27 protein-coding genes are annotated in these 23,479 nt (G+C 69.6%); 15 read left to right on the top strand and 12 right to left on the bottom strand.

The window, feature by feature from the left end; translation table 11 throughout:
• Positions 1 to 56: 56 nt before the first annotated feature.
• Both prpC and AC57B5_RS22540 read right to left on the bottom strand, forming a co-directional pair.
• The gene (gene prpC, locus AC57B5_RS22545; RefSeq protein WP_496400361.1) at positions 57 to 1,244 is read right to left on the bottom strand and encodes a bifunctional 2-methylcitrate synthase/citrate synthase; all 1,188 of its coding nucleotides are present in this window, start codon (positions 1,242 to 1,244) and stop codon (positions 57 to 59) included.
• Positions 1,241 to 1,639, bottom strand: coding sequence for an acyl-CoA thioesterase (locus AC57B5_RS22540; RefSeq protein ID WP_012207660.1), 399 nt, complete (start codon positions 1,637 to 1,639; stop codon positions 1,241 to 1,243). The genes prpC and AC57B5_RS22540 overlap by 4 nt, the downstream gene beginning before the upstream one ends.
• Before the next feature lie 117 nt (positions 1,640 to 1,756).
• Here AC57B5_RS22540 and AC57B5_RS22535 point away from each other — a divergent pair, with 117 nt between their 5' ends.
• Positions 1,757 to 3,169: a short-chain fatty acyl-CoA regulator family protein gene (locus AC57B5_RS22535; RefSeq protein WP_496400360.1), complete on the top strand. Its 1,413-nt coding sequence runs from the start codon at positions 1,757 to 1,759 to the stop codon at positions 3,167 to 3,169.
• 36 nt (positions 3,170 to 3,205) lie between these two features.
• On the opposite strand, the gene AC57B5_RS22530 is transcribed toward AC57B5_RS22535, so the two are convergent.
• On the bottom strand, positions 3,206 to 4,171 hold the full coding sequence (locus AC57B5_RS22530; protein WP_012207662.1) for a ferritin-like domain-containing protein: 966 nt from the start codon (positions 4,169 to 4,171) through the stop codon (positions 3,206 to 3,208).
• Between the two features lie 332 nt (positions 4,172 to 4,503).
• On the opposite strand from AC57B5_RS22530, the gene AC57B5_RS22525 reads away from it, so the two are divergent.
• Positions 4,504 to 4,854, top strand: coding sequence for a hypothetical protein (locus AC57B5_RS22525; protein ID WP_013800492.1), 351 nt, complete (start codon positions 4,504 to 4,506; stop codon positions 4,852 to 4,854).
• Between the two features lie 64 nt (positions 4,855 to 4,918).
• Here AC57B5_RS22525 and AC57B5_RS22520 read toward each other — a convergent pair whose 3' ends face one another.
• Complete coding sequence (locus tag AC57B5_RS22520) at positions 4,919 to 5,125, bottom strand: hypothetical protein (RefSeq protein WP_013800491.1); 207 nt, start codon at positions 5,123 to 5,125, stop codon at positions 4,919 to 4,921.
• A 271-nt stretch (positions 5,126 to 5,396) separates the two neighbouring features.
• Between AC57B5_RS22520 and AC57B5_RS22515 the strand changes: the two genes are divergently transcribed.
• The 3 genes from AC57B5_RS22515 to AC57B5_RS22505 are packed head-to-tail and all read left to right on the top strand — an operon-like array spanning position 5,397 to position 6,537.
• Positions 5,397 to 5,720: a hypothetical protein gene (locus AC57B5_RS22515; RefSeq protein WP_043821628.1), complete on the top strand. Its 324-nt coding sequence runs from the start codon at positions 5,397 to 5,399 to the stop codon at positions 5,718 to 5,720.
• Positions 5,721 to 5,747: 27 nt separating this feature from the next.
• Positions 5,748 to 6,269 (top strand): low affinity iron permease family protein, encoded by a 522-nt coding sequence (locus tag AC57B5_RS22510; protein ID WP_043821626.1) that lies wholly within the window; start codon positions 5,748 to 5,750, stop codon positions 6,267 to 6,269.
• Between the two features lie 34 nt (positions 6,270 to 6,303).
• On the top strand, positions 6,304 to 6,537 hold the full coding sequence (locus tag AC57B5_RS22505) for a hypothetical protein (RefSeq protein ID WP_013800488.1): 234 nt from the start codon (positions 6,304 to 6,306) through the stop codon (positions 6,535 to 6,537).
• 7 nt (positions 6,538 to 6,544) lie between these two features.
• Here the strand turns inward: AC57B5_RS22505 and AC57B5_RS22500 are convergent, their stop codons facing one another.
• Positions 6,545 to 7,423: a c-type cytochrome gene (locus AC57B5_RS22500; RefSeq protein ID WP_496400359.1), complete on the bottom strand. Its 879-nt coding sequence runs from the start codon at positions 7,421 to 7,423 to the stop codon at positions 6,545 to 6,547.
• 72 nt (positions 7,424 to 7,495) lie between these two features.
• Between AC57B5_RS22500 and AC57B5_RS22495 the strand changes: the two genes are divergently transcribed.
• The 9 genes from AC57B5_RS22495 to AC57B5_RS22455 all read left to right on the top strand — a co-directional run bounded on the left by AC57B5_RS22495 (position 7,496) and on the right by AC57B5_RS22455 (position 17,030).
• On the top strand, positions 7,496 to 7,882 hold the full coding sequence (locus AC57B5_RS22495; protein WP_496400358.1) for a c-type cytochrome: 387 nt from the start codon (positions 7,496 to 7,498) through the stop codon (positions 7,880 to 7,882).
• On the top strand, positions 7,879 to 8,817 hold the full coding sequence (locus AC57B5_RS22490; protein WP_496400357.1) for a cytochrome c oxidase subunit II: 939 nt from the start codon (positions 7,879 to 7,881) through the stop codon (positions 8,815 to 8,817). Before AC57B5_RS22495 ends, AC57B5_RS22490 begins: the two co-directional genes overlap by 4 nt.
• Positions 8,796 to 11,345 carry a cbb3-type cytochrome c oxidase subunit I gene (locus tag AC57B5_RS22485; RefSeq protein ID WP_496400356.1) on the top strand — a complete coding sequence of 850 codons (2,550 nt, stop codon included), beginning with the start codon at positions 8,796 to 8,798 and terminating at the stop codon, positions 11,343 to 11,345. Before AC57B5_RS22490 ends, AC57B5_RS22485 begins: the two co-directional genes overlap by 22 nt.
• Positions 11,346 to 11,445: 100 nt before the next feature.
• The gene (gene otsB, locus AC57B5_RS22480) at positions 11,446 to 12,201 is read left to right on the top strand and encodes a trehalose-phosphatase (RefSeq protein WP_496400355.1); all 756 of its coding nucleotides are present in this window, start codon (positions 11,446 to 11,448) and stop codon (positions 12,199 to 12,201) included.
• Entirely contained in the window at positions 12,198 to 13,724 is a 1,527-nt protein-coding gene (locus tag AC57B5_RS22475; protein ID WP_496400354.1) for an alpha,alpha-trehalose-phosphate synthase (UDP-forming), read from the top strand. The genes otsB and AC57B5_RS22475 overlap by 4 nt, the downstream gene beginning before the upstream one ends.
• A gap of 111 nt (positions 13,725 to 13,835) precedes the next feature.
• The gene (locus tag AC57B5_RS22470) at positions 13,836 to 14,924 is read left to right on the top strand and encodes an acyl-CoA dehydrogenase family protein (protein ID WP_496400353.1); all 1,089 of its coding nucleotides are present in this window, start codon (positions 13,836 to 13,838) and stop codon (positions 14,922 to 14,924) included.
• Positions 14,912 to 15,670, top strand: coding sequence for a PIG-L deacetylase family protein (locus AC57B5_RS22465; protein ID WP_496400352.1), 759 nt, complete (start codon positions 14,912 to 14,914; stop codon positions 15,668 to 15,670). Before AC57B5_RS22470 ends, AC57B5_RS22465 begins: the two co-directional genes overlap by 13 nt.
• A complete protein-coding gene (locus AC57B5_RS22460) occupies positions 15,667 to 16,275 on the top strand; it encodes an SAM-dependent methyltransferase (protein WP_013800479.1) in 609 nt (202 codons plus the stop codon). The genes AC57B5_RS22465 and AC57B5_RS22460 overlap by 4 nt, the downstream gene beginning before the upstream one ends.
• Positions 16,272 to 17,030, top strand: a complete 759-nt coding sequence (locus tag AC57B5_RS22455) for a glycosyltransferase family 2 protein (protein WP_013800478.1) — start codon at positions 16,272 to 16,274, stop codon at positions 17,028 to 17,030. Before AC57B5_RS22460 ends, AC57B5_RS22455 begins: the two co-directional genes overlap by 4 nt.
• On the opposite strand, the gene AC57B5_RS22450 is transcribed toward AC57B5_RS22455, so the two are convergent.
• The 3 genes from AC57B5_RS22450 to AC57B5_RS22440 form a co-directional block, all read right to left on the bottom strand.
• Positions 17,000 to 17,560, bottom strand: coding sequence for a DinB family protein (locus tag AC57B5_RS22450; protein ID WP_199962437.1), 561 nt, complete (start codon positions 17,558 to 17,560; stop codon positions 17,000 to 17,002). The genes AC57B5_RS22455 and AC57B5_RS22450 overlap by 31 nt on opposite strands.
• A gap of 22 nt (positions 17,561 to 17,582) precedes the next feature.
• Positions 17,583 to 18,440, bottom strand: a complete 858-nt coding sequence (locus AC57B5_RS22445; protein ID WP_496400351.1) for a PhzF family phenazine biosynthesis protein — start codon at positions 18,438 to 18,440, stop codon at positions 17,583 to 17,585.
• Positions 18,441 to 18,507: 67 nt separating this feature from the next.
• Positions 18,508 to 18,912, bottom strand: coding sequence for a VOC family protein (locus AC57B5_RS22440; protein ID WP_192368273.1), 405 nt, complete (start codon positions 18,910 to 18,912; stop codon positions 18,508 to 18,510).
• Positions 18,913 to 18,981: 69 nt separating this feature from the next.
• Between AC57B5_RS22440 and AC57B5_RS22435 the strand changes: the two genes are divergently transcribed.
• Positions 18,982 to 20,349, top strand: coding sequence for an aminotransferase-like domain-containing protein (locus AC57B5_RS22435; protein ID WP_496400350.1), 1,368 nt, complete (start codon positions 18,982 to 18,984; stop codon positions 20,347 to 20,349).
• Here the strand turns inward: AC57B5_RS22435 and AC57B5_RS22430 are convergent.
• From AC57B5_RS22430 to AC57B5_RS22415, 4 genes are read right to left on the bottom strand one after another with little or no spacing between them, the layout of a single operon-like run.
• The gene (locus tag AC57B5_RS22430; RefSeq protein WP_496400349.1) at positions 20,333 to 20,773 is read right to left on the bottom strand and encodes a nuclear transport factor 2 family protein; all 441 of its coding nucleotides are present in this window, start codon (positions 20,771 to 20,773) and stop codon (positions 20,333 to 20,335) included. The two genes, AC57B5_RS22435 and AC57B5_RS22430, sit on opposite strands and share 17 nt — an antisense overlap.
• A gap of 5 nt (positions 20,774 to 20,778) precedes the next feature.
• A complete protein-coding gene (locus AC57B5_RS22425) occupies positions 20,779 to 21,570 on the bottom strand; it encodes an SDR family NAD(P)-dependent oxidoreductase (protein WP_496400348.1) in 792 nt (263 codons plus the stop codon).
• A 5-nt stretch (positions 21,571 to 21,575) separates the two neighbouring features.
• Positions 21,576 to 22,136 carry a DUF3833 domain-containing protein gene (locus tag AC57B5_RS22420; RefSeq protein ID WP_063328496.1) on the bottom strand — a complete coding sequence of 187 codons (561 nt, stop codon included), beginning with the start codon at positions 22,134 to 22,136 and terminating at the stop codon, positions 21,576 to 21,578.
• Entirely contained in the window at positions 22,133 to 23,470 is a 1,338-nt protein-coding gene (locus AC57B5_RS22415) for an MFS transporter (protein ID WP_496400347.1), read from the bottom strand. The genes AC57B5_RS22420 and AC57B5_RS22415 overlap by 4 nt, the downstream gene beginning before the upstream one ends.
• Positions 23,471 to 23,479: the final 9 nt, after the last annotated feature.

Genomic DNA, 23,479 nt, shown 5'->3' with positions numbered 1-23,479 from the left:
GGATGCAATGCGGGCGGGCCTGCAGCCCGCCCGCCTAGGTTCAGGACAGCGGCGGCTCAGGCGCGCGCATCGAGGGGCACGAACTTCTGGTCCTCCGGCCCCGTGTAGTTGGCGCTGGGGCGGATGATCTTGTTGTCCTGGCGCTGCTCGATCACGTGCGCGGCCCAGCCGCTGGTGCGCGCGATCACGAACAGCGGCGTGAACATGGCCGTGGGCACGCCCATCATGTGGTAGCTGACGGCGCTGAACCAGTCCAGGTTGGGGAACATCTTCTTGACCTCCCACATCACCGCTTCCAGCCGGTCGGCAATGTCGTACATGCGGGTGGTTCCGGCCTCGTCGGACAGGCGCTTGGCCACGCCCTTGATGACCACGTTGCGCGGGTCGCTGACGGTGTAGACCGGGTGGCCGAAGCCGATCACCACTTCCTTGGCATCGACGCGGCGGCGGATGTCGGCCTCTGCCTCGTCGGGCGTGTCGTAGCGCTTCTGGATCTCGAAGGCCACCTCGTTGGCACCGCCATGCTTGGGGCCGCGCAGCGCACCGATGGCGCCCGCGATGGACGAATACATATCGCTGCCCGTGCCCGCGATCACGCGCGCCGTGAAGGTGGAGGCGTTGAACTCATGCTCTGCATAGAGGTTGAGCGAGGTGTGCATGGCGCGCACCCAGCCTTCGGACGGCCGGTGGCCGTGCAGCAGGTGCAGGAAGTGGCCGCCGATGGAGTCGTCGTCGGTCTCCACCTCGATGCGCCGGCCCGAATTGCTCCAGTGGTACCAGTACAGCAGCATGGAGCCCAGGCTGGCCATGAGCCGGTCGGCAATGTCGCGGGCACCCGCCAGGTTGTGGTCGTCCTTTTCGGGCAGCACGCAGCCCAGGGCCGAGACGCCGGTGCGCATCACGTCCATCGGGTGGGCGCCGGCAGGCAGTTGCTCCAGCGCCTGCCTGACGCTGGCCGGCAGGCCGCGCAGCGCCTGCAATTTGGTCTTGTAGGCCTGCAGTTCGGGGCGCGTGGGCAGCTTGCCGTGCACCAGCAGATGGGCGATTTCCTCGAACTCGCAGACCTCGGCAATGTCCAGGATGTCGTAGCCGCGATAGTGCAGGTCGTTGCCCGAGCGGCCCACGGTGCACAGCGCCGTGTTGCCGGCGGTCACGCCCGACAGGGCCACGGATTTCTTGGGCTTGAATGCGGACGCAGATGGTGCTGTTGACGCAGATGGCGCGTCGATGATCGTGGTACTCATGGAAGGGTCTCCTGGTTCAGATAGGAATGGGCAATGGCGGCAGGAAGGCCGTTGTGATCGACAGCCACCATCTCGAACAGGCCCTTGAGCACGTCCTCGCAGGCAATGCCCGGTGCCTGGGCCGACGCGGTGACGCAGACCGTCATGGAGCTGCGCCCCACGCGGCTGACCCAGCCGCGCAGGACGATCTCGTGGCCCACGGGCACGGGCGCCAGGAAGTCGATGCCGGTGACGGCGGCCATCACCACCTCGCGCTGCGCCAGGCTGCGCGCTGCCAGAAAGGCGGCCTTGGCCATGAGCTGCAGGCCCTGGCCTGCGAACAGCGTGCCGTGGTGGTTGGCCAGCGCGGGCAATACCAGTTCGCGCAGCTCGGCGGTTCCAGCAGGTGTTGTCATGCTTCGCAATCTACGCAAAATAGCGCCTCAGCCATAGGGCTGAAAAGGCGAATTCTTGCGAAACGAATCCCACGATATTGCGAATTCTGCGAATAACAGCCACCCGAGGAAACAGGCATGAAGAAGACATTCATGGGCGTCAAGCTGCGCAAACTGCGCGCGGAGCACGGCCTGTCCCAGATCGCCCTGGCCCACGCGCTGGGCCTGTCGCCCAGCTACCTGAACCAGCTGGAGCAGAACCAGCGGCCGCTGACGGTGTCGGTGCTGCTCAAGCTCAACCGTGCGCTGGGCGTCGATATCCAGCAGTTCTCGGAAGACGAGGAAGCGCGCCTGGTCGCCGGCCTGCGCGAGGCCCTTGCCGAGGCGCCCGAATCCATTGCCCTGCCCGAGCTGCAGGAAGTCGCCGCGCAGATGCCGGCGCTGGGGCGTGCGGTGATGGCGCTGCACCGCCGCCATCTGGAAGCCCTGGAGCGCATCGAGAGCATGTCGCTCAGGCTGGGCGATGACCGCTCGGACATGCCGGTGGCGCGCACCATGCCGTTCGAGGCCGTGCGCGATTTCTTCTTTGCGCACCAGAACTATTTCGATGAAGTGGACCGCGCGGCCCAGGCCCTGGCCGGCGAGGAGCGCGCGGACCCGGGCCATCTGGCGGACTGGCTGGTCCGGCGGCTGCAGCAGCGCCACGGTGTTCAGGTGCATCGCTCGGAAGACTCCCGGCAAAGCCAGCGCCGCTTCGACCCGGCCACGCGCTCGCTGTGGCTGTCCTCGGCGCTGGAGCCTGCGCAGCAGGCCTTCCAGCTGGGCACGCAGCTGGCCTTGCTGGAGATGGGCGAGACGCTGGACCGGCTGATCGCCACCGCCGCCTTCCAGGGCGATCCGGCGTCATGCAAGCTCGCCCGCGTGGGCCTGGCCAACTACTTTGCGGGTGCGCTGCTGCTGCCCTACGACCTGTTCCTGGAGGCGGCCGAGCAGTTGCGCTACGACATCGACCTGCTGGGCCAGCGCTTTGGGGTGGGCTTTGAAACCGTCTGCCACCGCCTGAGCACGCTGCAGCGGCCGGGCGCGCCGGGCGTGCCCTTCTTCTTCGTGCGCGTGGACCGCGCGGGCAATATCTCCAAGCGCCAGTCGGCCACGCATTTCCACTTCAGCCGCACGGGCGGCACCTGCCCGCTGTGGACGGTGTACGAGGCCTTCGGCCAGCCCGACCAGGTGCTGCGCCAGCTCGCCAGCATGCCCGACGGGCGGCGCTACCTGTGGATTGCACGCTCGGTCTCGCATGGGCAGCGCGGCTATGGTTCGCCGCGCAAGACCTTCTCCATCGGCCTGGGCTGCGACATACGCCATGCCGCGCGCCTGGTCTATGCCAAGGGGCTGGACCTGGGCGACCCGGAATCGGCCACGCCCATCGGCATGGGCTGCAAGGTCTGCGAACGCGACCAGTGCACGCAGCGCGCCTTTCCCTATGTGGGAAAGGCGCTGCATGTGGATGAGAACGCCAGCCGCTTTGCGCCCTATGGCGTGGGCGGCTGACGATTCCGTGGCCCGCGCGGTGCGCGGGATGCGCGGTCAGGCTGCGCTGCGGTAACGGTCGCGCAGGTCGCGCACTTCATCGTGGTTGCGCTGGGCACCCTGTGCCTGGCGCTCCACCACCACGCGCACGGCCGGTGGCAGCGGTTGCTTGAGCGCCTTGCGGTACTGGGCGAGGGCGGAGTCCTCGCCGCGCTCGCATTCCTCCAGCACCGCCTTGTCGTCCTGCGAGGTCAGGGCCGTCTTCACGGACACCCAGCCCCGGTGCAGCGCGCCGGCCACCGTGCCGCCCGATGCCGGCTCTCCGCCGAGCCTGCGGATTTCCGCTTCCAGCTCCCGCGCGGCAACACCGCACTCGGTGGAATGGCGCATGAACAGGGCCTTGAGGTCGGGCGAGTCGGCGTTCTCGGAGGAGGTGCGGAAGCCGTACTCGCCATCGCGGCAGGATTCAAGCAGGTCGTTGAGCACGTCCACCACATCGTCGTTGTCGATATCGCCCGTATAGGCGGGGGCGACGATGGTGCCCGTCTCGTCACGGACATCACGGCTGCCTGCGCGCGCCCAGGCGGCGCGGGCTGCGGGCCGGGCCTGGTCCCAGTCCAGATGGCTGGCGCCACGGCGGGTGGTCCATTCGCGCTCCCACTCGGCGTCGAAGGCATCGAAGTCGGCATCGCGGCGTGCGGCGGCAGCGTTCCAGCCCAGCTCGTAGGCGGGACGGTATTCCTCGTAGCTGCGGCCAGCCACGTAATAGGGCTCGCTCTGGTAGGCATCGCGCCAGTAGGCATCTTCAACCGTGGGGTTCACGGCCTCGGCTGCACCCTTGCCGGCCAGCCCGCCGACCACGGCACCGGCCACGCCGCCCACGGCAGCGCCGATGGGGCCGCCCATTGCGCCGAATGCAGCGCCGGTGACGGCGCCGCCTGCTGCGCCTATGCCGGTGCCCACCGGGTGCGCGCCGGGTGCGTCGGACAGCGGGTCACGGTTTGCGGGGTTCGATTGCGTCATGGAATGTGCTCCTTGGCAGTTGAAAGTGATTCCTATGCTGATGGCCGCGGCGGCCGTCCGGCGTGCGCGCTTGCGGCCATGTGCCGTAGGAACGCAGCGCCCTGCCCTTGCGGACATCGCGCCAGCGGCCTGTGGCCATTTTTCGCACCCCGGCACAGGGCAAGCACAGGGCAATCGGCGTGCCTGCCGGCCCTCCCGCATCGGACTGCATCCGAGCGCATCGGCACGCTCCTACCTCCAGGAAAGTGCTGTGCCCACCCCCGCCGCAAGCCCGCGCAGGCAGGCTTGGTCCATGACCCGGCCACGGTGGCTGGACCCCCTTGGAGATCACCATGCGCACCCCGAACAACACGGCTGCCACCGGCAGCGACACTCCCCAGATCGACCGCAGCGAAGACGCCAGCGCCGACCTGCCCGAAGGCAAGGACATCAACGAGCACCTGAGCGCGGAAAAGGATGTGGCCGATTCCATCGCCGAGGCCTCGGCGCACCGTTTCGACGACATGCCGCAGGACGGCCCGCTGAACTTCGACGATGGAACCGACATGGGCCACCCGCGCGGCAACACGCAGCGCGAAGGCGGCACCTGGCAGGCCGAGGGCGCGGACAGCGGCAGCCTCAGGCCGCCCGCCGAAATCCTGTCCGACCGCAATGGCCCCAGCGACCGCAAGAACGGGCGGTGATGCACCCTCGCACGCCATGAAAAAAGGGCACCCGAGGGTGCCCTTGTCGCTAGGAACCGGCAATTCATCCAGCGCCGCGGTCACCGCCTGGTCCGCCGCCCTTGTTCTGGCGCGTCTGGGCCTGGTTGCCGCTGCCGACATGGGCCTCGCGGTCATGGCGGCTTTCGGGCGTTCGCTGGCCTTCGTTCCTTTGCGTGGGCGGCTTCGCGCCCTGGCGGTTGTGATCGTTCTCCACCTTGCCCTTGCCGGGCTCCTGTCTGTCGCTGCTCATATCGCGCTCCTTGTCTAGGGTGCCGGGCCCCATCGCTGCAGGGCCGGACTTCCAGTCTAGGCAGCGCGCAAGGCGCAGGCAGCGGGTCATGGGCGCCCGCCGGCGTGGGGCGTCTCCCACAGGGCAAACGACGTGCCTGAGAACGGCGTTCAGGCGCGAGGCATCTTTTCGTTCCTGTGCTTTCGGCGTGGTCCCACGGCGGCTGCGCGCGGGCGAAGAGACCATGGCCCAAGCGCCGCCTGCGCAGGCCCGCGAACGAAAGGAAGACGCCATGAAAGACAAGACCCCATCCGCATCCAAGTCCTCTGCACCCACACAGGCGAAGCCGTCGGGCGATGGCCAGACCAAGCTGCCCGGACAGGTCGGCAAGGCGCCCCATGCACCCGGTGAATCCGATGCAGCCGACGCATCCGAGCAAGGCCTGCGCCTTCCGCACGAGCGCGACCAGAGTCTGGACGCCACCAGCGATGCGCCCGATCCGGTGATGCGCCAGGCCCATGACGACATTGTTTCCGGCCAGGTGGATACCGACATGCGGCAGACGCCGGGACTGGATGCCGAGCAGCGCAAGAAGATGGTACGCAAGCAGCCTTGATCGATTTTTTCCGGACGGTTTTCCCCCATGCAAAGCACAAGTTCCACACCAAGCCGCCGCACACCGGGAGACGCCCTGGGCTCCATGCCCGAGACCAGCAGTGCCTCGTATGCCGACCACTCGCGCCTGCTGTCGGCCTTCGATCATTTCGCCAGCAGGGTGACGCGCTGGGCCGGCACGCCCATGGCCTTTTGCGTGGCCCTGATCTGCGTGGCCGTATGGGCCGTGGCGGGGCCGATGTTCCACTTCTCGGAGAACTGGCAGCTGGTCATCAACACGGGCACGACCATCGTGACCTTTCTGATGGTGTTCCTCATCCAGCAAAGCCAGAACAAGGACAGCGTGGCCCTGCACCTGAAGCTCAACGAACTGCTGGCAGCCAACAAGATTGCCAGCAACCGCATGATCGGCATCGAGGGGCTGGACGAGGAGCAGCTGCAGCAAGTGGCGGCCTTCTACGTCAACCTGGCCGCCCGCGCGCGCGAAAGCGGAGCCTGCAAGGAATGCCACTCCATCGACGAGGACGACCCGGCACGGCCCGGCAACTGAGGCGGCCTGACTGCACTCCATCCAGGTAGAACCCATGCCAGACATTCCCGATTGGCTCCAGTGGCCTGCCTTTGCGGCCTCCCTCATCGGCGCATGGTGGGTGGGCTCGCGTTCCGCCGGGCGGCGCAATGTGGGCTTCTGGATCCTGATGCTCAGCAATGTGCTGTGGGCGCTGTGGGGATGGTCCTCCGGCGCCTGGGCGCTGGTGACGCTGCAGGCCTGCCTGGCCATCACCAACATCCGCGGCTCCATCAAGGCCGAGCGTTGAGCCAGCGCTAGCGCAAGCTGGCCAAGTAGGCAGCAATGTCCCGTGCATCCTGCTCGGCGACCCCCATGGCGGGCATGGCGGTTCCCGGCTTGACGGCGTCGGTCTGCACCAGCCAGCGCACCATGTTGTCGGGCGTGTTGTCCAGCACGCCGGCAATGCGGGTGCGGCGCGCCATGCCGTCCAGCGGCGGCCCCACCTGCGGGCTGGCCTGGGCTTGGCCCGCCACCGTGTGGCAGCCCACACAGGCGTACTGGTACAGGGCCCGCTGCCCGCGCACGGCATCACCGGGCCGCAGCGCCTGCACGGGCGGCCTGCACGGCTGGAAGGCATCGTCCCGGCCCGCGTGTCCTGCGGAGCCCACCACCCAGTCCTGCCCCGCCATCGCGGCGAACTGCGGCGGCGACAGCTGCGGCATCTTCTGCACGAAGGCGACCACCGCCCAGAGATCGTCCTCCGACAGGCGCAACTCCCAGGAAGGCATGCCCGTCATCTTCAGCCCGTTGCGCGTGAGCCAGTACAGCTGGCCGGCGTTCCATCGCTGCGTGGCGTCGATCAGGGGCCCGGGCAGTGGCTGCATGCCCTGGCCCGCCGCCCCCTGGGCCACGCCGGGGCCGCCGTGGCACTGCACGCAGTGCTGGCGATAGCACTGCGCACCGCGCGCCAGCATGGCTTCGTCCGCCGCGCGCGGCGGCTCCAGGCCCCGCGCGTGGTAGCGCACGGACTGGCGCATGGCAATGTCCAGCAGCTGGTAGACCGGCTTCAGGTGCTGGCGATTGGCGGCCACGTTGTAGACGCCGCTGGACACCAGGGCGGCAGCCAGCCCCGCTGCCGCGCAGGCAACGGCCAAAAGCGTGAGTGCCACGGTGCGCAGCTTGGTGGAGGCCATGAGAAATTGTCCTACCTGCCCTGCTGCGCGAATGTCAGCAGATCCTGATTGGGGACGCGGAATAATTTCCCCATGCCCGAGGCGCTCCCTTCCTTCCTGCACCGGCGCCAGCGAGTCGCCGCAAGCCTGTGCGCCGCTTTCTGGCTTGCGTGCGGCGGTGCGGCAGCTGGAGAGGAAAGCGCGTCGGTCGAGCGCGGCAGGCTCCTGCTGGCCCAGTACCGCTGCGGCAGCTGCCACAGCATTCCGGGGGTGGCCGATGCCCGGGGACGGGACGCCACGCCGCTGGACGGTTTCGGACGGCGCAGCTATATCGCCGGGCGGCTGCCCAACCTTCCGGACATCCTGAGCGCCTGGATCGTGCACCCGCAGGCACTGGTGCCCTCCACCACCATGCCGTCGCTGGGCGTATCGGCCGCGCAGGCGCGCGACATGGCGGCCTACCTGGGCAGCCTCCAATGAGCGGCGCGGCAGCCGCCACCCCCCAGTCATCGCTGCATGCGGGCAGCGTGCAGGCGGCTTTGTTCGGAGAACTCAGTGCCGTGCTGTCCGTGGGCGCGGCGGCGCTGCTGCTGGGCGTGATGCTGCTGCTGGCCCTGTCACTGGGCCGCGCGCGCCCGGTGCGCGTGCGCCTGTGGCTGGTGGGTGGCGGCATCGCCCTGCCCGTTGCCGTGCTGACAGCCCTGTTCTTCTACGGAGAAAGCCGCCGCCCCGACTGGCGCCCCATGCCCCCGGCCGACGCATTGGTGGTGACCGTGACGGCACACCTGTGGTGGTGGGACATACGCTACAGCGATCCGCGCACGGGCGCCGAGTTCGTGACGGCCAACGAGGTCCGGCTGCCCGTGGGCCGGCCCGTGTACTTCGCGCTGGCCAGCGGCGATGTGATCCACAGCTTCTGGGTGCCGGCACTGGGCGGAAAAATGGACATGGTGCCGGGCCGTCTGCAGCACCTGCTGGTACAGCCCACAGCCGAGGGCCGCTGGCGCGGGCAATGCGCCGAGTATTGCGGCGAGCAGCATGCGCGCATGGCGCTCGACGTACTGGTGGTGGCGCCGCAGGCGTTCGAGCGCTGGTCCGCCGGGCAGGCGCGGCCCGCCTCCGTTGCCGTGAACCACCCGGGGCTGCAGGCCTTCGAGAAGCACCGCTGCAGCTTCTGCCACCGCGTGCGCGGCGTGGCCGACGAGGCCTCGCGCGGCCTGGGGCCGGACCTGACCCATGTGGGCGGCCGCCTGTCGCTGGCCGCCGCCAGCCTGCCCAATACGCCACAGAATCTTCGCTCCTGGATCACCCATACGCAGCAGCTCAAGGCCGGGGCGCGCATGCCCTCGGGCGCCGGGCGTGTGCCCGACCACGAACTGGAAGACATCGCCGCATGGCTGAGCACCCTGAAATAGATGCTGCCCCGCCGCACGGCTTTCCCAGCGCCCTGCCCCGCCCCGCCGGCGAGCGCGAAGCACTGGAGCGTGCCTGGGCACGCCCGCGCGGCTGGCGCATTTTCAGCGCCGTGAACAACACGCAGATTGGCGCCTTCTACATCGTGACGGCTCTGCTGTTCTTCGTGCTGGGCGGCATCCTGGCGCTGGTGATGCGCGTGCAGCTGGCCGTGCCCGACAACGACCTGCTGGACGCCGCCACCTACAACCAGATGTTCACCATGCACGGCACGGTGATGATGTTCCTGTTCGCCGTGCCCGTGGTGGAGGCGATTGCAGTCTTTCTGCTGCCGGGCATGCTGGGCGCCCGGGACCTGCCCTTTCCCCGGCTGTCCGCCTATGCCTTCTGGGCCTATGCGATCGGCGGCCTGGCGTTCTTCTGCACCATCTTCTGGGGCGTGTCGCCCGATGGCGGCTGGTTCATGTACCCGCCGCTCACGAACAAGCAGTACTCGCCCGGCATCGGCGCGGACTTCTGGCTGCTGGGCATCGGCTTCATCGAAATCTCGGCGATTGCGGGCGCCATAGAGCTGATCGTCGGCATCCTCTTCACGCGCGCACCGGGCATGACGCTGGGCCGGATGCCGGTGTTCGCCTGGGCCACCCTGGTCAGCGCGCTGATGATCGTGTTCGCCTTCCCGGCCGTGATCGCGGCCACCACGCTGCTGGAGCTGGAGCGCGCCTTCGACTGGCCCTTCTTCAATCCGCAGTCCGGCGGCGACCCGGTGCTCTGGCAGCATCTCTTCTGGTTCTTCGGCCACCCGGAGGTCTACATCATCTTCCTGCCTGCGGCCGGCATGGTGTCCATGATGGTGCCCGCCATGGCAGGCACGCCCCTGGTGGGCCAGCGCGCCGTGGTCTGGGCGCTGGCCGGCGTGGGCGTGGTCAGCCTGCTGCTGTGGATACACCACATGTTCGCGGCCGGCCTGGGGCTGACGGCGCTGCTGCTGACTTCCATCGCCAGCTTCGTGGTGGCCATTCCGAGCGGGCTTCAGGTCTTCGCCTGGATTGCCACCTTCTGGCAGGGCCGCGTGCGCATGGACACCCCCACGCTGTTCCTGCTGGGCTTTCACTTCATCTTCGTGCTGGGCGGGCTGACGGGCGTGATGGTGGCCGTGATTCCGTTCGACTGGCAGGCGCATGACAGCTACTTCATCGTCGCCCACCTGCACTACGTGCTGATCGGCGGCATGGTGTTCCCCGTGTTCGCGGCCCTGTACTACTGGCTGCCCGTGTTCAACGGCGCGGCGCTGTCCGAGCGGCTGGGGCGCTGGATATTCGCCCTGCTGTTCGGCGGCTTCAACATCGCCTTTTTCCCCATGCACCTGACAGGCCTGCTGGGCATGCCGCGCCGTGTCTACACCTACGCGGACGCGCTGGGCTGGAACGGGCTGAACCTGCTGTCCACCGTGGGCGCCTTCATCTTTGCGCTGGGCGTGCTGCTGCTGTTCATCGACGTGGCCCGGGCCGTGCGCCGGCCGGACCGCGACCATGGCAATCCCTGGCGCGCAGGCACGCTGGAATGGCTGCCGCCGCGCGAGTACGGCGTGCGCAGCATTCCCGAAGTGCGCGGTACCGAGCCGCTGTGGGACCGGCCATCGCTGGCGCAGGAAGTGGAGGAAGGCCGCTACTGGCTGCCCGGCACCGTCTTCGGCGGCCGGGAAACCCTGCTCACCGATGCGCGCAGCGCCCGGCCCGTGCAACTGCTGCGCCTGCCCACCGACGGCTGGCCGCCGCTGCTGGCCGCAGCGGGCACGGCCGCCTTCTTTTTGCTGCTGACCGTGGAATGGGTGGCGCTGGCCTTTGCCTGTGGCCTGGGCGCCATCGCCGCCATGCTGGCCTGGATCTGGCAGCTGGACCGCACTGCGCCGGCCCCCCGGGCCGAGGTGGCCACGGGCATCTTCCTGCCCGTGCAGCCGGCCGGCAGGCGATCGCATTCCTGGTGGGCCGTGCTCATCCTGTGCACCGTGGACTTCACGGTCTTCGCCTCCTTCGCCTATGCCTACATCCACCTGTCGATGGCGCTGGAGGTCTGCCCTCCGCCGGGCGCGGCCCTGCCCACGCCCTCCCGGGCCATGGCCAACGTGCTGCTGCTGGCCGCCAGTGCCCTGCTGCTGCGGCACTGCACGCGCTCACCTTTGGGAGACGGGCCGCACAGGCAGCGCCTGCTGCGTGCCTGCGCCTTGGGGGCCCTGGTGTGCGCGGTGGGGGCCTTTGGTCTGTCACTGGCAGGCCATCTGGATGCGGGGCTTTCACCGCGTGCGGACGGCTGGAGCGCGGCCGTGGGCGTCATCGTGGCCTACCAGGGCTTTCACTGCGTGCTGATGATGGTGCTAGGCGGCTTTTTGCTGGCCCGATCATGGTCCGGCCATCTGCAGCCCCGGGCGCGCGCCACGCTGGACAACGTGGGCCTGCTCTGGCAGGCCGCAGCCCTGCAGGGCATTCTGGGCGAGGCCATATTGCGCCTGGTGCCGGCGCTCATGGGCTGACCGGACCGCTTTCATCGAGAGACTGCGGCGCATGGCCGATCCCCGCACAAGCGCTCGGCTGACGGCCGATGGACCCGGCACTCGATACCTTGGTCTCTCCATGGAAACACCTCCGCTCCCCACCTGCAGATCCGCGCTGTTCCTCGACTTCGATGGCACGCTCGTGCCCCTGGCCGAGACACCGGACGCCATCCGGCCGGATCCCGCCCTGCTCCCGCTGCTGGCCGGCCTGCAGGGCCGGCTCGATGGCGCGCTGGCCATCGTCACAGGCCGTCAGATCGAGGTGCTGGACCACTTTCTGACGCCTCTGCATCTGCCCGCCGCCTGCGAGCATGGCCTGCAGCGGCGGGATGCCGCAGGCCGCCTGCACCCGCAGCCATTGGCCATGCCAGAGACCGTGCTGCAGTTGTGCAATGCCTTGGCGGCCGATCATCCTTTCCTGCTGGTGGAGCGCAAGCGCTCCTCGGTCGCACTGCACTACCGGCGCGCGCCAGAATTGGCGGCGCTGTGCCTGGATACATTGAGCCGCGCACTGCGGCACCTGCCCGGTCTGGAGCTGCTGCACGGCAAATGCGTGCTGGAGGTCAGGCCTGCGGGCGTGGACAAGGGCCGCGCCATTGCGGCCTTTCTGCGCGAAGAGCCGTTCGCCGGCCGCACCCCCGTGTTTGCCGGTGACGATGTCACAGACGAGAGCGGCTTTGCCGTGGTGCAGGCGCACGGCGGCATGGCGATCAAGGTGGGCGAAGGCGCAAGCGGGGCCCGCCACCGGCTGGACAGCCCGCAGGCCGTCCACGCCTGGCTGCAGTGCGCATGCATGCACCTGGCGGCACAGACCTGCGCGGAGGCCCTGCCATGAGCCGGCTGGTGGTGATCTCCAACCGCGTGGCCGATCCGGGCAGGACTGCAGCCGGGGGCCTTGCCGTGGCCATGGGCGATGCGCTGCGGCAGACGGGCGGCCTGTGGTTCGGCTGGAGCGGAACCGTCACCGACGACGGTGCCCAGGCCGCGCCTGCCGGCCATGTGCACCGCTCCCAGGCCGGCAAGGTCACGCTGGCCACGGTGGACCTGGACCGTGCAGACCACGACAGCTACTACGCGGGCTACAGCAACGGCGTGCTGTGGCCCGTCTTCCATGGCCGGCTGGACCTGGCGAACTTCGACACGGGCCTTGCGGCCGGCTACCGCCGCGTGAACCAGCTGCTTGCGCGCCGGCTGCTGCCCCTGCTGGCGGAGGACGACATCCTCTGGGTGCATGACTACCACCTGATCCCGCTGGCGGCCGAGCTGCGCGCCCTGGGCTGCCGCCAGCGCATCGGCTTTTTCCTGCACATCCCGCTGCCCCCGCCGACCCTGCTGGCGGCCATACCCGAGCATGCATGGCTGATGCGCTGCCTGTTTGCCTATGACCTCGTGGGCCTGCAGACCCGCCAGGACGTGCAGCATTTCGAGCGCTATGTCTGCGAGGAGGCGGGCGGCCAGGCCCTGGGCGACGGCGCATTCCGCGCCCATGGCCAGCGCCTGGTCTGCCGCGCCTTCCCCATTGGCATTGATGTGGATGGTTTCATGGCGCTTGCACAGGGCGGCGCCGCGCGGGACATGTACGAGCGCATGAAGCACGAATACGCCCAGCGCCGCCTGCTGCTGGGCATAGACCGGCTGGACTACTCCAAGGGCCTGCCGCAGCGCCTGCGCGCCTTCCGGGAGCTGCTGGCCCGCCATCCCGAGCAGCGCCGCAGCGCCACGCTGATCCAGATCGGATCGCCCACGCGCGAGGGCCTGGACGCGTATGCCGACATACGGCGTGAACTCGAATCGCTGTGTGGCGCCATCAACGGCGACTACGGCGAGCTGGACTGGATGCCCGTGCGCTACATCCACCAGACCCTGCCGCGCGATGGCATTCCGGGCCTGTGCCGCGCGGCGGCCGTGGGGCTGGTCACCCCGCTGCGCGATGGCATGAACCTCGTGGCCAAGGAGTACGTGGCGGCCCAGGACCCGGCCGACCCGGGCGTGCTGGTGCTGTCGCGCTTTGCCGGCGCTGCCGAGCAGCTGCAGGAGGCGCTGCTGGTCAATCCCTACGACGTGCACGGCACGGCAGCCGTGGTGCAGCAGGCCCTGCAGATGCCGCTGCAGGAAAGGCGCCAGCGGCACCAGCGGCTGCTGCAGCGCATTGCCGAGCAGGACGTGCACTGGTGGCGCAAGGCCTTTCTGTCTGCCTTGAAAGAGGCCAGGCCGATGGAGCACAGGGAAAGGGAAGGCTTCGGCATCCCCGTTCCCTCGATCAGGCAGGAGCAGGCGCCGCTGCGCCTGGAACTGGCCGCCTGCCCTGCCGATGGTGTGGAACGGGACGCCTGCCGGTCGGTGATCTCCGACAGGTAATGCCTTCCTGCTCCTGCGGCGCCGCGTTCATCCTCCCGGCACCATGGCAACGCCTGGCGCCTCCCCCCAATTCCAGGCTGCGCAAGGCACGAAAAAGGAAGGTGAGCGGTGATGGCCCAGCACAACGACGAGCACGCCAATGCGTGGACATGCAGCGACACGCTGGCCCAGGCCTTGCGCGGCCATGCGGACCTGTCGCCAGCGGACCAATTGGCCCTGCTGGTAGCGCAGGGCGCCGACCGCCTGCCGCTGCCGGGCCATGGCCACACGCTGCAGCGCTGGCGAGCACTGGCCGAAGTGGCCGCCCACAGCCTGGGCCTGGCCAAGCTCTATGAAGGCCATACCGATGCCCTGGCCATCCTGTCCGAACTGCAGGCCGACCTGGCCACCGAAGGACTGCGCTGGGCCGTCTGGTGCGCCGAGCCGCCGGGCGAGCGCGTGCAGGCCACGGCGGCATCTCCCGACGCCACGCAACGCACGACGCTGCAGGCAGGCTCGGCGGTTCGCCTGTCCGGCCACAAGCCCTGGTGCTCCGGCGCCCGCGCCGTGGACCGCGCCCTGGTCAGCGGCTGGCTGGCAGACGGCCAGCGCTGCCTGATCGCCGTCACCATGGACCAGCCCGGCATCCGCAGGGACGACAGCCACTGGCAGGCCGTGGGCATGGCCTCCAGCGCCAGCGCCGATGTGCACTTCGGCGGCGCCACCGGCGTGCTGGTCGGGGCCCCGGGCCAGTACCTGAGCCGCCCCGGCTTTCACCATGGCGGCGCAGGCGTTGCGGCCTGCTGGCATGGCGCGGCAGCGCGCATCGCCAGCCATCTGCAGCAGGCCGTCAGTCAAGGCGAGGACCCGCACCGCCAGGCCCACCTGGGCGCGCTGGACGTGGCGCTGGCCAGCGCGGCCGGCCTGCTGCGCGACGCTGCGGCCCGCATCGATGCCACGCCATCGGACCCCTGCCTGCTGGCCGTCAGCCGCGCCCGCCTGGCCGTGGAAGCCGCCGCCGAAGAGGTGCTGCGGCGCGTGCCGCGCGCCATCGGTCCCGGCCCGCTGTGCAAGAACAGGGGCCTGGCGCAGCTGATGGCCGACCTGCCCGTCTTCATCCGCCAAAGCCATGCCGAGCGCGACCAGGCGGCGCTCGGCCGCCTGCTGGCCGAGAAGGCACAGGCCTCGCAGGCACCGGGAGGCGCGGCATGGATGCTGTGAAGCCGCGCCTCATCGAGGGCCGGGGCACGCCCGAATCGCGCTGGCAGGCCTGGTTTGCGCAGCGCCGGCCAGCGCAGGTATCCATGGACGACCTGCTGGACGGCCGGCGCCGCGCCGTCATCGTCGCGCCACACCCCGATGACGAAATCCTGGGCTGCGCCGGCCTGCTGCACCGCTGTGCCGAGCGGGGCATGCCCTGCCTCATCGTCTCCGTGACCGATGGCGGAGCCAGCCACCCCGACTCGACGCTGTGGCCACCGCAGCGTCTGGTGCGCGAGCGCGTGCAGGAGAGCACCCAGGCCCTGGCCCTGCTTGCGCCGCAGGCGCAGGTGCTGCGGCTGGGCCTGCCCGACGGCCATATCGCCGAGCATGCCGCGCAGTTGCTGCAGCGGCTGGAGCAGTTGCTGCAGCCCTCGGATGCGCTGCTGTGCACCTGGCGCGAAGACGGTCACCCGGACCACGAGGCCACTGGCCAGGCTTGCGCCACGGCGGCCGCGCGCACGGGCTGCCGGCTTGTCGAATTGCCCATCTGGGCCTGGCACTGGGCCGAGCCCGGCGACAGGCGCGTGCCATGGCACCGGGCCGCCGCCATTGCGCTGTCACCCGGAGAACTCGCACTCAAGCGCCAGGCCCTGTCGTGCTTTCGCAGCCAGCTGCTGCCCGACCCGTCCACGGGCCGCGACGCCATCCTGCCGCCATGGGCCACGCAGCGCCTGCTGCGCCCGTTTGAAGTGGTGTTTCTATGAACGGCGCCAGGCAGCACTTCGAGCAGATGTACCAGGCCGACCCCGACCCCTGGCAGGTCGCATCGCGCTGGTACGAGCGGCGCAAGCGCGACCTGCTGCTGGCCGCCCTGCCGCGCGAGCGCTATGCCCACGGCTTCGAGCCCGGCTGCGGCAATGGCGAGGCCACGCAGCGCCTGCTGCAGCGCTGCGACCGGCTGTGCGCCGTCGATTTCTCGGACAGGGCCGTGGATCTGTGCCGCCAGCGGATTGCGCCGCAGGACCGCGCACGCCTGGACCTGCAGGCCCTGCCCCTGCCCTGGCAATGGCCACAGGTGCCACAGATGCCGCAGCAAGGCTTCGATCTCATCGTGGTCTCGGAGCTCGCCTACTACTTCGACGACGCGGCACTGGCGCATTTCAACCGCCAGTGCCTGGCCTCGCTGCAGGGCGGCGGCCACTGGCTCATGTGCCACTGGCGGCATGGGGCGCACGATCACCTGCAGACCACTCGCACCCTGCATGACAGCGTGTCGGCCCATGCGCAGCTGCACTTGCTGCTGAGCCACAGCGAGCCGGATTTCCAGCTGGACATCTGGCAGAAAACCCCTGAAAGGACGGACAGATGATCGGCGTGTGCATCCCAGCCCATGACGAGGAAGACCTCATAGGCCGCTGCCTGGACAGCGTGTTTTGCGCGGCCGCCCATGCCGACCTGCAGGGCGAGACCGTGGCCGTCGTCGTGGTGCTGGACAGCTGCCAGGACGCCACCGAATCGGCCGTGCGCCGCTGGCCCGCCATCCCGTTGCCGATTGCCGCGCGCAACGTGGGCAAGGCGCGGGCCCTGGGGTCGGAGTACCTGCTGCTGCTGGGCGCCCGCTGGCTGGCCTTCACGGATGCCGACACCACGGTCTCTCAGAGTTGGCTGGCCGACCAGCTGGCGCTTCAGTCCGACGTGGTCTGCGGCACGGTGCAAGTGGCCGACTGGTCGGCCCACGGCGTCCAGGCGGACACGGCGCGGCGGCACTTCGAGACCACCTACACGGACCGCGACGGCCACCGCCACGTGCACGGCGCCAACCTGGGCATCTCAGCCTGGCACTACCGCCAGGCCGGCGGGTTCGACGCACGCACCTGCGGCGAGGACCAGGACCTGGTGGACCGCCTGGCGGCCGGCGGCGCACGCATCGCCTGGTCGGCCCGGCCCCGGGTGATGACCAGCGGCCGCGCCTACTCGCGTGTGGCCGACGGTTTTGCCGGTGCGCTGCGCCAGGGATGGGCCCTGCCCGGCAACACGCCACCTGAGCTGCCCGTGCTCCAGGGCGCCCTGGCGCAGCAGGCCCTGGCCCTGCCTCAACCGCAGGCCGGCTCGTCCACGCGGTAGCAGTCCCTGAGGAACACCGGCAGGTCGTTGGCCGGTGGCACGAAGGGCACCTGGTACATCATGTCGCTGACAAAGCCACGGTGGTAGCTGCCGTGGTTCACCACGTGCAGCACGATCTGCTCGCGCGTCATGGCGCCCTGCCCGCCGCCCACGAACTCGAAGTGCACGACCTTCGCCAGTTCCTCGTCCGGGCATGCGTCGACGAACTCCACATACCAGCGGTCCATTTCCTGCACCGATTCCCACAGCGCCGGCAGCGTGGGCGTGTGGTCGGTGTTGCGCATGGTGTAGCCATGTTTGCGGCCCTGCAGGTGGTGCCTGAAGATGTCCTCCACCACAAGGACGTGGTTCAGCGTGCGCACCATGTTGCCGAAGCTCGTGGGCCGCTGCTTCAGAGCCTCGCCTTCGGGCAACTCCATCACGCTCTTGAAGGTCAGGCCGTTGGCCCAGGCCTTGTAGCGCACCAGCATTTTCAGGTTGGCCCTGGCCGATGAGACGGGAGCGCGCGGGCTCTCTTGGATCGCTGTCATTCGTGGGTTCTTTCGGTGTGGATCAAAGGCCGCTCAGTGCGCCTTCGACATGGGTGCGCGCAGTGCCGCCCACCCAGACCTGGCCCGTGCCGTCACGGGTCAGGAAAATGCGGCCGTCACGGCCCAGGCGGCGGCCCTGGGCGGCAACGTAGTCGCTGTCCATCACTCCCGTCGCAAACAGCCACTGCGCCAGCGAGGCGTTGAGGCTGCCGGTGACGGGGTCTTCGACGATGGCGCCCTGGTGATCGGAGAAGAAGGCGCGCACCTCGCAGGCGGCAGGGCTGGCACCGCCGACACCCCTGGCATAGGGTCCCACCACGCCCACGTCCATGCGCGTCGGCCACTGCCGGGCCGGGTTCAGCGCAAGCACCTGCTCGGCCGAGGCCAGGCGGATGCCCAGCCAGCCGGGGCCGTTGTCTATCCACGAGGCGGCCTGCACCTCTTCGGCAGTGATGCCCAGCATGCGCAGCGCGGCATCCAGCTCATCGGCGGTGGGCGCGCCAAAGCGCAGCATGGGCGGCGCGGCGAATGCCAGCCGCCCATGCTCCTGCCGTATCTGCACCAGTCCCGCCCCGCACTCCTGGACGATGTGGCCTGCGTTCCTGGGCGTACCGTGCTGGGACAGCCAGGCATGGCAGCTGCCCAGCGTGGGATGGCCGGCAAAAGGCATCTCCCGGTCCAGCGTGAAAATCCTCACGCGGTAGTCGGCCTGCGCCTGCGTGGGCGGCAGCAGGAACGCGGTTTCGGAGAGGTTGAACCAGCGTGTCAGCTGCTGCATCTGTGCGGTGGTCAGCGCCTGCCCACCGGTGATCACGGCCAGCGGATTGCCGGACAGCGGGCCGCTGGCGAAAACGTCGACCATATGAACGGCAATGCTCATGAAGACGGTCCTTGTTGCATGGAAAGGAAAAGAAAGAAAGGGAGACGGGCGGCGGGCCCGATCTGCGCTACGACTGCACATCGGCGCGATGCACCACATGGACCTTGTTGCCGTCGGGATCGCGCAGGTAGGCGCCGTAGTAGCCATCGCCGTAATGCGGGCGCGGGCCGGGCGGGCCTTCGTCGCTGCCGCCCCGGGCCAGGCCGGCGGCATGGGCCGCGTCCACCGCGTCGGGCGACGGGGCCACAAAGGCCACCATGGCGCCATTGCCCGCCGTGGCCGGCTCGCCGTTGAAGGGGCTGTAGACATAAAAGCGCGGCAAGGCCGCCGGCGGCGCCACCCAGCACAGCGCGGCCGGCCCGCCATCGGGCTGGACGGCACGGCGCTGCAGTCCCAGCGGGAAAAGCACCGCGTCATAGAAGCGGCCGGCCCGCTCGAGATCACGGGCGCCGACGGTGATGTGGCTGAACATGGAGTGAACGTTACACTATCGACAAATGAAATAGTGTCACGGCACACTCATTTTTTCCTTGCCCCGACCATGCTCCTGCCCTCCCCCTGGACGCCCCGTCTTGCGCGCATTGAAGCCAGTGCCGCCGAGCGGCTGGCGCGCGCCCTGGCCGACGACATCGTCGAAGGCCGGCTGGCCGGCGGCGACCGCCTGCCCGCCCACAGGGACCTGGCCGACAGGCTGCAGATCGGCCTGGGCTCGGTGACCAGGGCCTATGCGCTGCTGGAGCGCCGGGGGCTGACACGCAGCGTCAAGGGCCGGGGCACCTTCGTGGCGTCACAGCAGGCGCAGGCTGGCGAGGACATCGACCTGTCTTCCAACGCGCCGCCGGCCGCCATCAGTGCGCGCGTCCTGGCTCGTACGCTGACCGGGATTGCGCGCAGCATCGATGCCGATCATTTCAACTTCTATGCCCCGCCCCAGGGCCACCTGGAGCATCGGCGCGTGCTCGTGCGCTGGCTGCAGACGCTGGGCCTGAATGTGGAACCCGACCACATGGTGCTGACCAGCAGCGCGCGCCAGGCGCTGTCCCTGGCCTTCGATCTGGTCTGCCAGCCCCGGGGCCGGCTGCTGACCGAGCGCATCACCTACCCCGGCGCCATTGCCCTGGCCCGGCGCAAGGGCTGCGCCCTGCAGGGCCTGGCCATCGACGCGCAGGGCCTGCTGCCGCAGGCGCTGGCCGATGCGCTGGAGGGCATTCCCGCCGCCGAAGGCAAGGTGGTCTACCTCACCCCCACGCTGCACAACCCGACCACGGCCACCATGGGCGCGGAGCGCAGGCAGGCGATCGTGGACATCTGCCGCAGCGCAGGCGCCTGGATCATCGAAGACGGCGTGTATGCCGCCTGCTTGCCCGATCACGCCCCCTTGGCCCATCTGGCCACGCTGGCGCCCGAGATCACGCTGCATGTGAACGGGCTGTCCAAGTCGCTGGGCCCGGGGCTGCAGGTGGGCATGCTGGTGCTGCCCGCTTCGCTGTGCGGCGCGGCTGTGGAGCTTGTGCAGGAGATGTCCATGGCGCCTTCGGCCCTCTCCTGCGCCGTGATCGATGAATGGCTGTCGCACGGCGTGGTCGCTTCCCTGCAGGCCGACCTGCGCCATGAGGCACAGCGGCGCTGCCGGCTGGCCGCATCACACCTCGCCCCGCACCTGAGTGGCTCCGGCCTGGTGCTGCACCCCGAGGCCTACAACGCCTGGCTGCCCATGGAGCGCGAAGCCGCCGGCCGCCTGGTATCGGCCGCAGCGGCGCTGGGCTTGAAGCTGACCGATCCGGGCTCGCTCATGGTGGACCCGCAGGAGCAGGCCAGCGGGCTGCGCATCTGCCTGGGTGCGCCGCGTTTCGACGCGCTGGACGGCGCCCTGGCGCAGTTGGCCCGGCTGCTTACTGCGGCGCCCTGAGCTTGTGCTGCAGCGCCCTGGCCACGGCGCCCAGCACAGGGACCTTGGCGAAGATTTCCTCCACCGGGTCCCAGAAATCGCGGTGCACTGCCACCAGCCCGTCGCCATCGAACTGCAGGTAGCTGGTGCCACAGATGTGCATGGGCTGGCCGGATGCCCGCACAAAGCCCAGCTCCCACAGCAGAAAGCCGCTGTCCCCCTGCACCGCGCCGTGGCTGACGGCGAAGCGGGGCCGGTCGAGCTGCTCGAACATGTGGGAAAACACGCGCTCGATCGCGGCGTGGCCGCGCACCTCGTTGAACGGGTCCTTGAACAGGGCCTGCTCGGCATACAGGGACAGCAGCGCCGGCAGGTTGTCGCGGCGCAGGGCCTCGTAGGCCTGGGCCAAGCGGGCCAGTCGCGGATCGGATATGCCGCTGCTCATGGGTTTCATGCTCCGGTGAAGCGGCGGACCGCAGAGAAATACCAGGCGTCGGGCAGGCAGCGCAGCAGGCGCACCCAGCGTGTGAAGCGGCGCGGGAAATTCATCTCGAAACGCCCCTGCGCCCAGCCCTGCAGCATATGCCGGGCCGCCTCGTCGGCGCCGATCAGGGCCGGCATGCTGAAGCTGTTTTGCGCCGTCAGCGGCGTATCGACAAAGCCGGGATTGATGATGGACACGCCCAGGCCCAGGCCATGCAGGTCCAGATAGAGGTTTTCCGCCAGGTTGTTGAGCGCCGCCTTGGTGGGGCCGTAGGCCAGGGACATGGGCAGCCCCCGGTAGCCGGCCACCGAGCCGACCAGGGCCAGATGGCCCCGGCCAGCCTTGAGCAGCATGGGCAGCGCGGCATCGAGCAGGTGCAGCACGCCGCCATAGTTCACGGCCAGGTGGTGCTGCATCTCGGCCAGGTCGAACTCGGTGGCGCGCAGGGGCCGGTAGTGGCCTGCGCAGTAGAGGATCAGGTCGGGCGCCCCGCCCGCGTGGGCCAGCACGGCCTGGGCGGCCGCATCCACGGCGGCGGCATCGGTCACATCCAGCGGCAAGGCCAGGCAGCCCTCGCGGCTGCGCACGAAGTCCTGCAGCGCGCCGCCGTGCCGGGCGGAGACGATCACGCGGGCGCCGTGCCGGTGCAGCGCCTCGGCGGTGGCACGCCCTATGCCCGAGGAGGCGCCCACCACCCATGCCGAGCGTCCCTTCCAGTCAGCCAGGAGCGGGTTCAGCCCGCGCGAGAACAGCGGCATGGCCATCACTCCTTGACAAAGGACAGCGTCACATCGCCCAGGTGCACGCCGAGCTTGCTCATGGCCGTGCGGTTGAGCAGGGTGCGCCCGTCCATGAGGTACATCCAGTCATCCATGTGGACGTTCCAGACCCGCCCATTCACGGGCAGGGCCAGCACATAGCTCCAGCGGATGGCATTGCCCGCGCTCTGGCCCTGGGCCTCGCCCACCACGTCGTCGGCCCGGCCGCTGTAGCGGCCCTCGCCCAGGTGGCGGATATGCCAGACCCGCTCCTGGGTGCTGCCGTCGCTGTAGACGAAGTGCTCCTCCAGGGAGCCCTCGTCGCCATTCCAGCGGCCCGTCATGCGCACGGTGAATCGCTTGACCACCTTGCCCGATCGGTCCGTGAACATGCCGTGCGCCGTCAGCGGCCCGTTGAAATACTGGCGCAGGTCCAGCTGCGGCTGCTCCTTGGCGTAGTCCTGGACCGAAGGCCCGGCACAGCCCGCCAGGGACAGTGCCAATGCCGCCCCCAGGCAGACGCGCCGCAGCGGCGAAAACGAAGCGCAGTGGGTGATGTGGCTCATGTGTGACTCCAGGAAGAATGCAATCGCTCGGCGCGCCAAAGCAGCAGCGCCGCCGCCAGCTTGAGCAGGCAGGGCAGCCCGCCATAGGCCCAGGCCAGCGCCTGCAGCCCGGCCGGGTCGGTGCCGCCGCTGCGGTAGCCCGCGGCGGACAGCAGGGGCAGGGCCAGGCCCGCAGCCAGGGCCAGGTTGAGCTTGGTGGCGCAGGTCCACCAGCCCAGGTAGCGGCCCTCGCCCCGGCCGCCCTGGCCGGACTCGTGGATCACGCCCGTGAGCAGTGCGCCCGGCAAGGCCAGGTCCGCGCCCAGGGCCAGCCCGCTGGCCAGGCAGATCACGGCAAAGGCCATGGCGTCGCCCGCGCCCAGCCAGGGCGTGAAGCCGAAGGCCATCACGCTGGCCAGCATGCCCGCGCGCCAGCTGGGCGCCAGGCCCCAGCGCGAGACGGCCTTCACCCACAGCGGCAGGCCCAGGGCCGCCGCGCCAAAGAAGCACAGCAGCAGCAGAGGCTGCAGTGCAGGCGCCTGCAGCCTGTCGGCCACAAAGAAGGGCAGCAAGGTGGCGGGAACGGCCGCGGCCACGCCATTGAGCATGAAGATGGCCAGCAGCCGGCGAAACCCGGCATCTGCCCACGGAGAAGTGGAAGAGGCCAGGGCGGCCGAGGCCGGGGACTCCGATTGCGGCATGCGGGGCGCAAAGGACACATGGGACACATGGGGCACAGGAGCCACGGGCGCCCGGAGCCGGTACAGCCCCATCAGCCCCAGCACCAGGCCCAGTGCCAGCACGGCGCTGGTGGCGTCAAGGCCCATCACGGCCGGCAGCACGCTGGCCAGCAGCACGCCCGCCAGCGTGGCGCCCTCGCGCCAGGCCGTCACACGGGCACGCCAGGCGGGCTGCCCGCCCCAGCGGGTGCCCCAGGCCTGGTGGAGGATGGTGACGAAGCTGTAGGCCAGCGTGCACACCAGCAGGCTGCCGGCCAGCCAGCCCAGCATGGCGGCCTCGGAGCCGCGCGGCGGATGCCACAGCGCCCCGAAACCCAGCACCATCAGCAGGCTGCCCAGCGCAGCCGCACGCCAGGCCGGCCGCACACCGCCGCGCAGCAGCCTGTCGGCCTGGCGGCCAATGGCCGGATCGACCACGGCATCGAGCGCCCGCGTGGCCAGCAGCACCGCGCCCAGCCCGGCCAGCGGCGCGCCGGCCACGCTGGCGTAGTGGTAGGGCAGGTTCACATACAGGGGCAGGGACACAAAGGCCAGCGGCGCGGCCAGCCCGCCATAGGCCAGCCCTGTGCGCCAGGGCAGCACGGGGGCGGGAGCGGGGGCCGGGACGGAGGTCATGGCATGGTC

It is taken from the genome of Delftia sp. BGA-UO-ETr-SB1 (genome assembly GCF_059567865.1).
Note: the sequence above shows the minus strand (reverse complement) of the source record. Positions and strands in the feature narration are given on the sequence as shown.

What these genes read in the sequence shown, in the direction of transcription:
- prpC (WP_496400361.1), bottom strand. Translation starts at nt 1,244, where the DNA reads ATGAGTACCACGATCATCGACGCGCCATCTGCGTCAACAGCACCATCT.
- AC57B5_RS22540 (WP_012207660.1), bottom strand. Translation starts at nt 1,639, where the DNA reads ATGACAACACCTGCTGGAACCGCCGAGCTGCGCGAACTGGTATTGCCC.
- AC57B5_RS22535 (WP_496400360.1), top strand. Translation starts at nt 1,757, where the DNA reads ATGAAGAAGACATTCATGGGCGTCAAGCTGCGCAAACTGCGCGCGGAG.
- AC57B5_RS22530 (WP_012207662.1), bottom strand. Translation starts at nt 4,171, where the DNA reads ATGACGCAATCGAACCCCGCAAACCGTGACCCGCTGTCCGACGCACCC.
- AC57B5_RS22525 (WP_013800492.1), top strand. Translation starts at nt 4,504, where the DNA reads ATGCGCACCCCGAACAACACGGCTGCCACCGGCAGCGACACTCCCCAG.
- AC57B5_RS22520 (WP_013800491.1), bottom strand. Translation starts at nt 5,125, where the DNA reads ATGAGCAGCGACAGACAGGAGCCCGGCAAGGGCAAGGTGGAGAACGAT.
- AC57B5_RS22515 (WP_043821628.1), top strand. Translation starts at nt 5,397, where the DNA reads ATGAAAGACAAGACCCCATCCGCATCCAAGTCCTCTGCACCCACACAG.
- AC57B5_RS22510 (WP_043821626.1), top strand. Translation starts at nt 5,748, where the DNA reads ATGCAAAGCACAAGTTCCACACCAAGCCGCCGCACACCGGGAGACGCC.
- AC57B5_RS22505 (WP_013800488.1), top strand. Translation starts at nt 6,304, where the DNA reads ATGCCAGACATTCCCGATTGGCTCCAGTGGCCTGCCTTTGCGGCCTCC.
- AC57B5_RS22500 (WP_496400359.1), bottom strand. Translation starts at nt 7,423, where the DNA reads ATGGCCTCCACCAAGCTGCGCACCGTGGCACTCACGCTTTTGGCCGTT.
- AC57B5_RS22495 (WP_496400358.1), top strand. Translation starts at nt 7,496, where the DNA reads ATGCCCGAGGCGCTCCCTTCCTTCCTGCACCGGCGCCAGCGAGTCGCC.
- AC57B5_RS22490 (WP_496400357.1), top strand. Translation starts at nt 7,879, where the DNA reads ATGAGCGGCGCGGCAGCCGCCACCCCCCAGTCATCGCTGCATGCGGGC.
- AC57B5_RS22485 (WP_496400356.1), top strand. Translation starts at nt 8,796, where the DNA reads ATGGCTGAGCACCCTGAAATAGATGCTGCCCCGCCGCACGGCTTTCCC.
- otsB (WP_496400355.1), top strand. Translation starts at nt 11,446, where the DNA reads ATGGAAACACCTCCGCTCCCCACCTGCAGATCCGCGCTGTTCCTCGAC.
- AC57B5_RS22475 (WP_496400354.1), top strand. Translation starts at nt 12,198, where the DNA reads ATGAGCCGGCTGGTGGTGATCTCCAACCGCGTGGCCGATCCGGGCAGG.
- AC57B5_RS22470 (WP_496400353.1), top strand. Translation starts at nt 13,836, where the DNA reads ATGGCCCAGCACAACGACGAGCACGCCAATGCGTGGACATGCAGCGAC.
- AC57B5_RS22465 (WP_496400352.1), top strand. Translation starts at nt 14,912, where the DNA reads ATGGATGCTGTGAAGCCGCGCCTCATCGAGGGCCGGGGCACGCCCGAA.
- AC57B5_RS22460 (WP_013800479.1), top strand. Translation starts at nt 15,667, where the DNA reads ATGAACGGCGCCAGGCAGCACTTCGAGCAGATGTACCAGGCCGACCCC.
- AC57B5_RS22455 (WP_013800478.1), top strand. Translation starts at nt 16,272, where the DNA reads ATGATCGGCGTGTGCATCCCAGCCCATGACGAGGAAGACCTCATAGGC.
- AC57B5_RS22450 (WP_199962437.1), bottom strand. Translation starts at nt 17,560, where the DNA reads ATGACAGCGATCCAAGAGAGCCCGCGCGCTCCCGTCTCATCGGCCAGG.
- AC57B5_RS22445 (WP_496400351.1), bottom strand. Translation starts at nt 18,440, where the DNA reads ATGAGCATTGCCGTTCATATGGTCGACGTTTTCGCCAGCGGCCCGCTG.
- AC57B5_RS22440 (WP_192368273.1), bottom strand. Translation starts at nt 18,912, where the DNA reads ATGTTCAGCCACATCACCGTCGGCGCCCGTGATCTCGAGCGGGCCGGC.
- AC57B5_RS22435 (WP_496400350.1), top strand. Translation starts at nt 18,982, where the DNA reads ATGCTCCTGCCCTCCCCCTGGACGCCCCGTCTTGCGCGCATTGAAGCC.
- AC57B5_RS22430 (WP_496400349.1), bottom strand. Translation starts at nt 20,773, where the DNA reads ATGAGCAGCGGCATATCCGATCCGCGACTGGCCCGCTTGGCCCAGGCC.
- AC57B5_RS22425 (WP_496400348.1), bottom strand. Translation starts at nt 21,570, where the DNA reads ATGCCGCTGTTCTCGCGCGGGCTGAACCCGCTCCTGGCTGACTGGAAG.
- AC57B5_RS22420 (WP_063328496.1), bottom strand. Translation starts at nt 22,136, where the DNA reads ATGAGCCACATCACCCACTGCGCTTCGTTTTCGCCGCTGCGGCGCGTC.
- AC57B5_RS22415 (WP_496400347.1), bottom strand. Translation starts at nt 23,470, where the DNA reads ATGACCTCCGTCCCGGCCCCCGCTCCCGCCCCCGTGCTGCCCTGGCGC.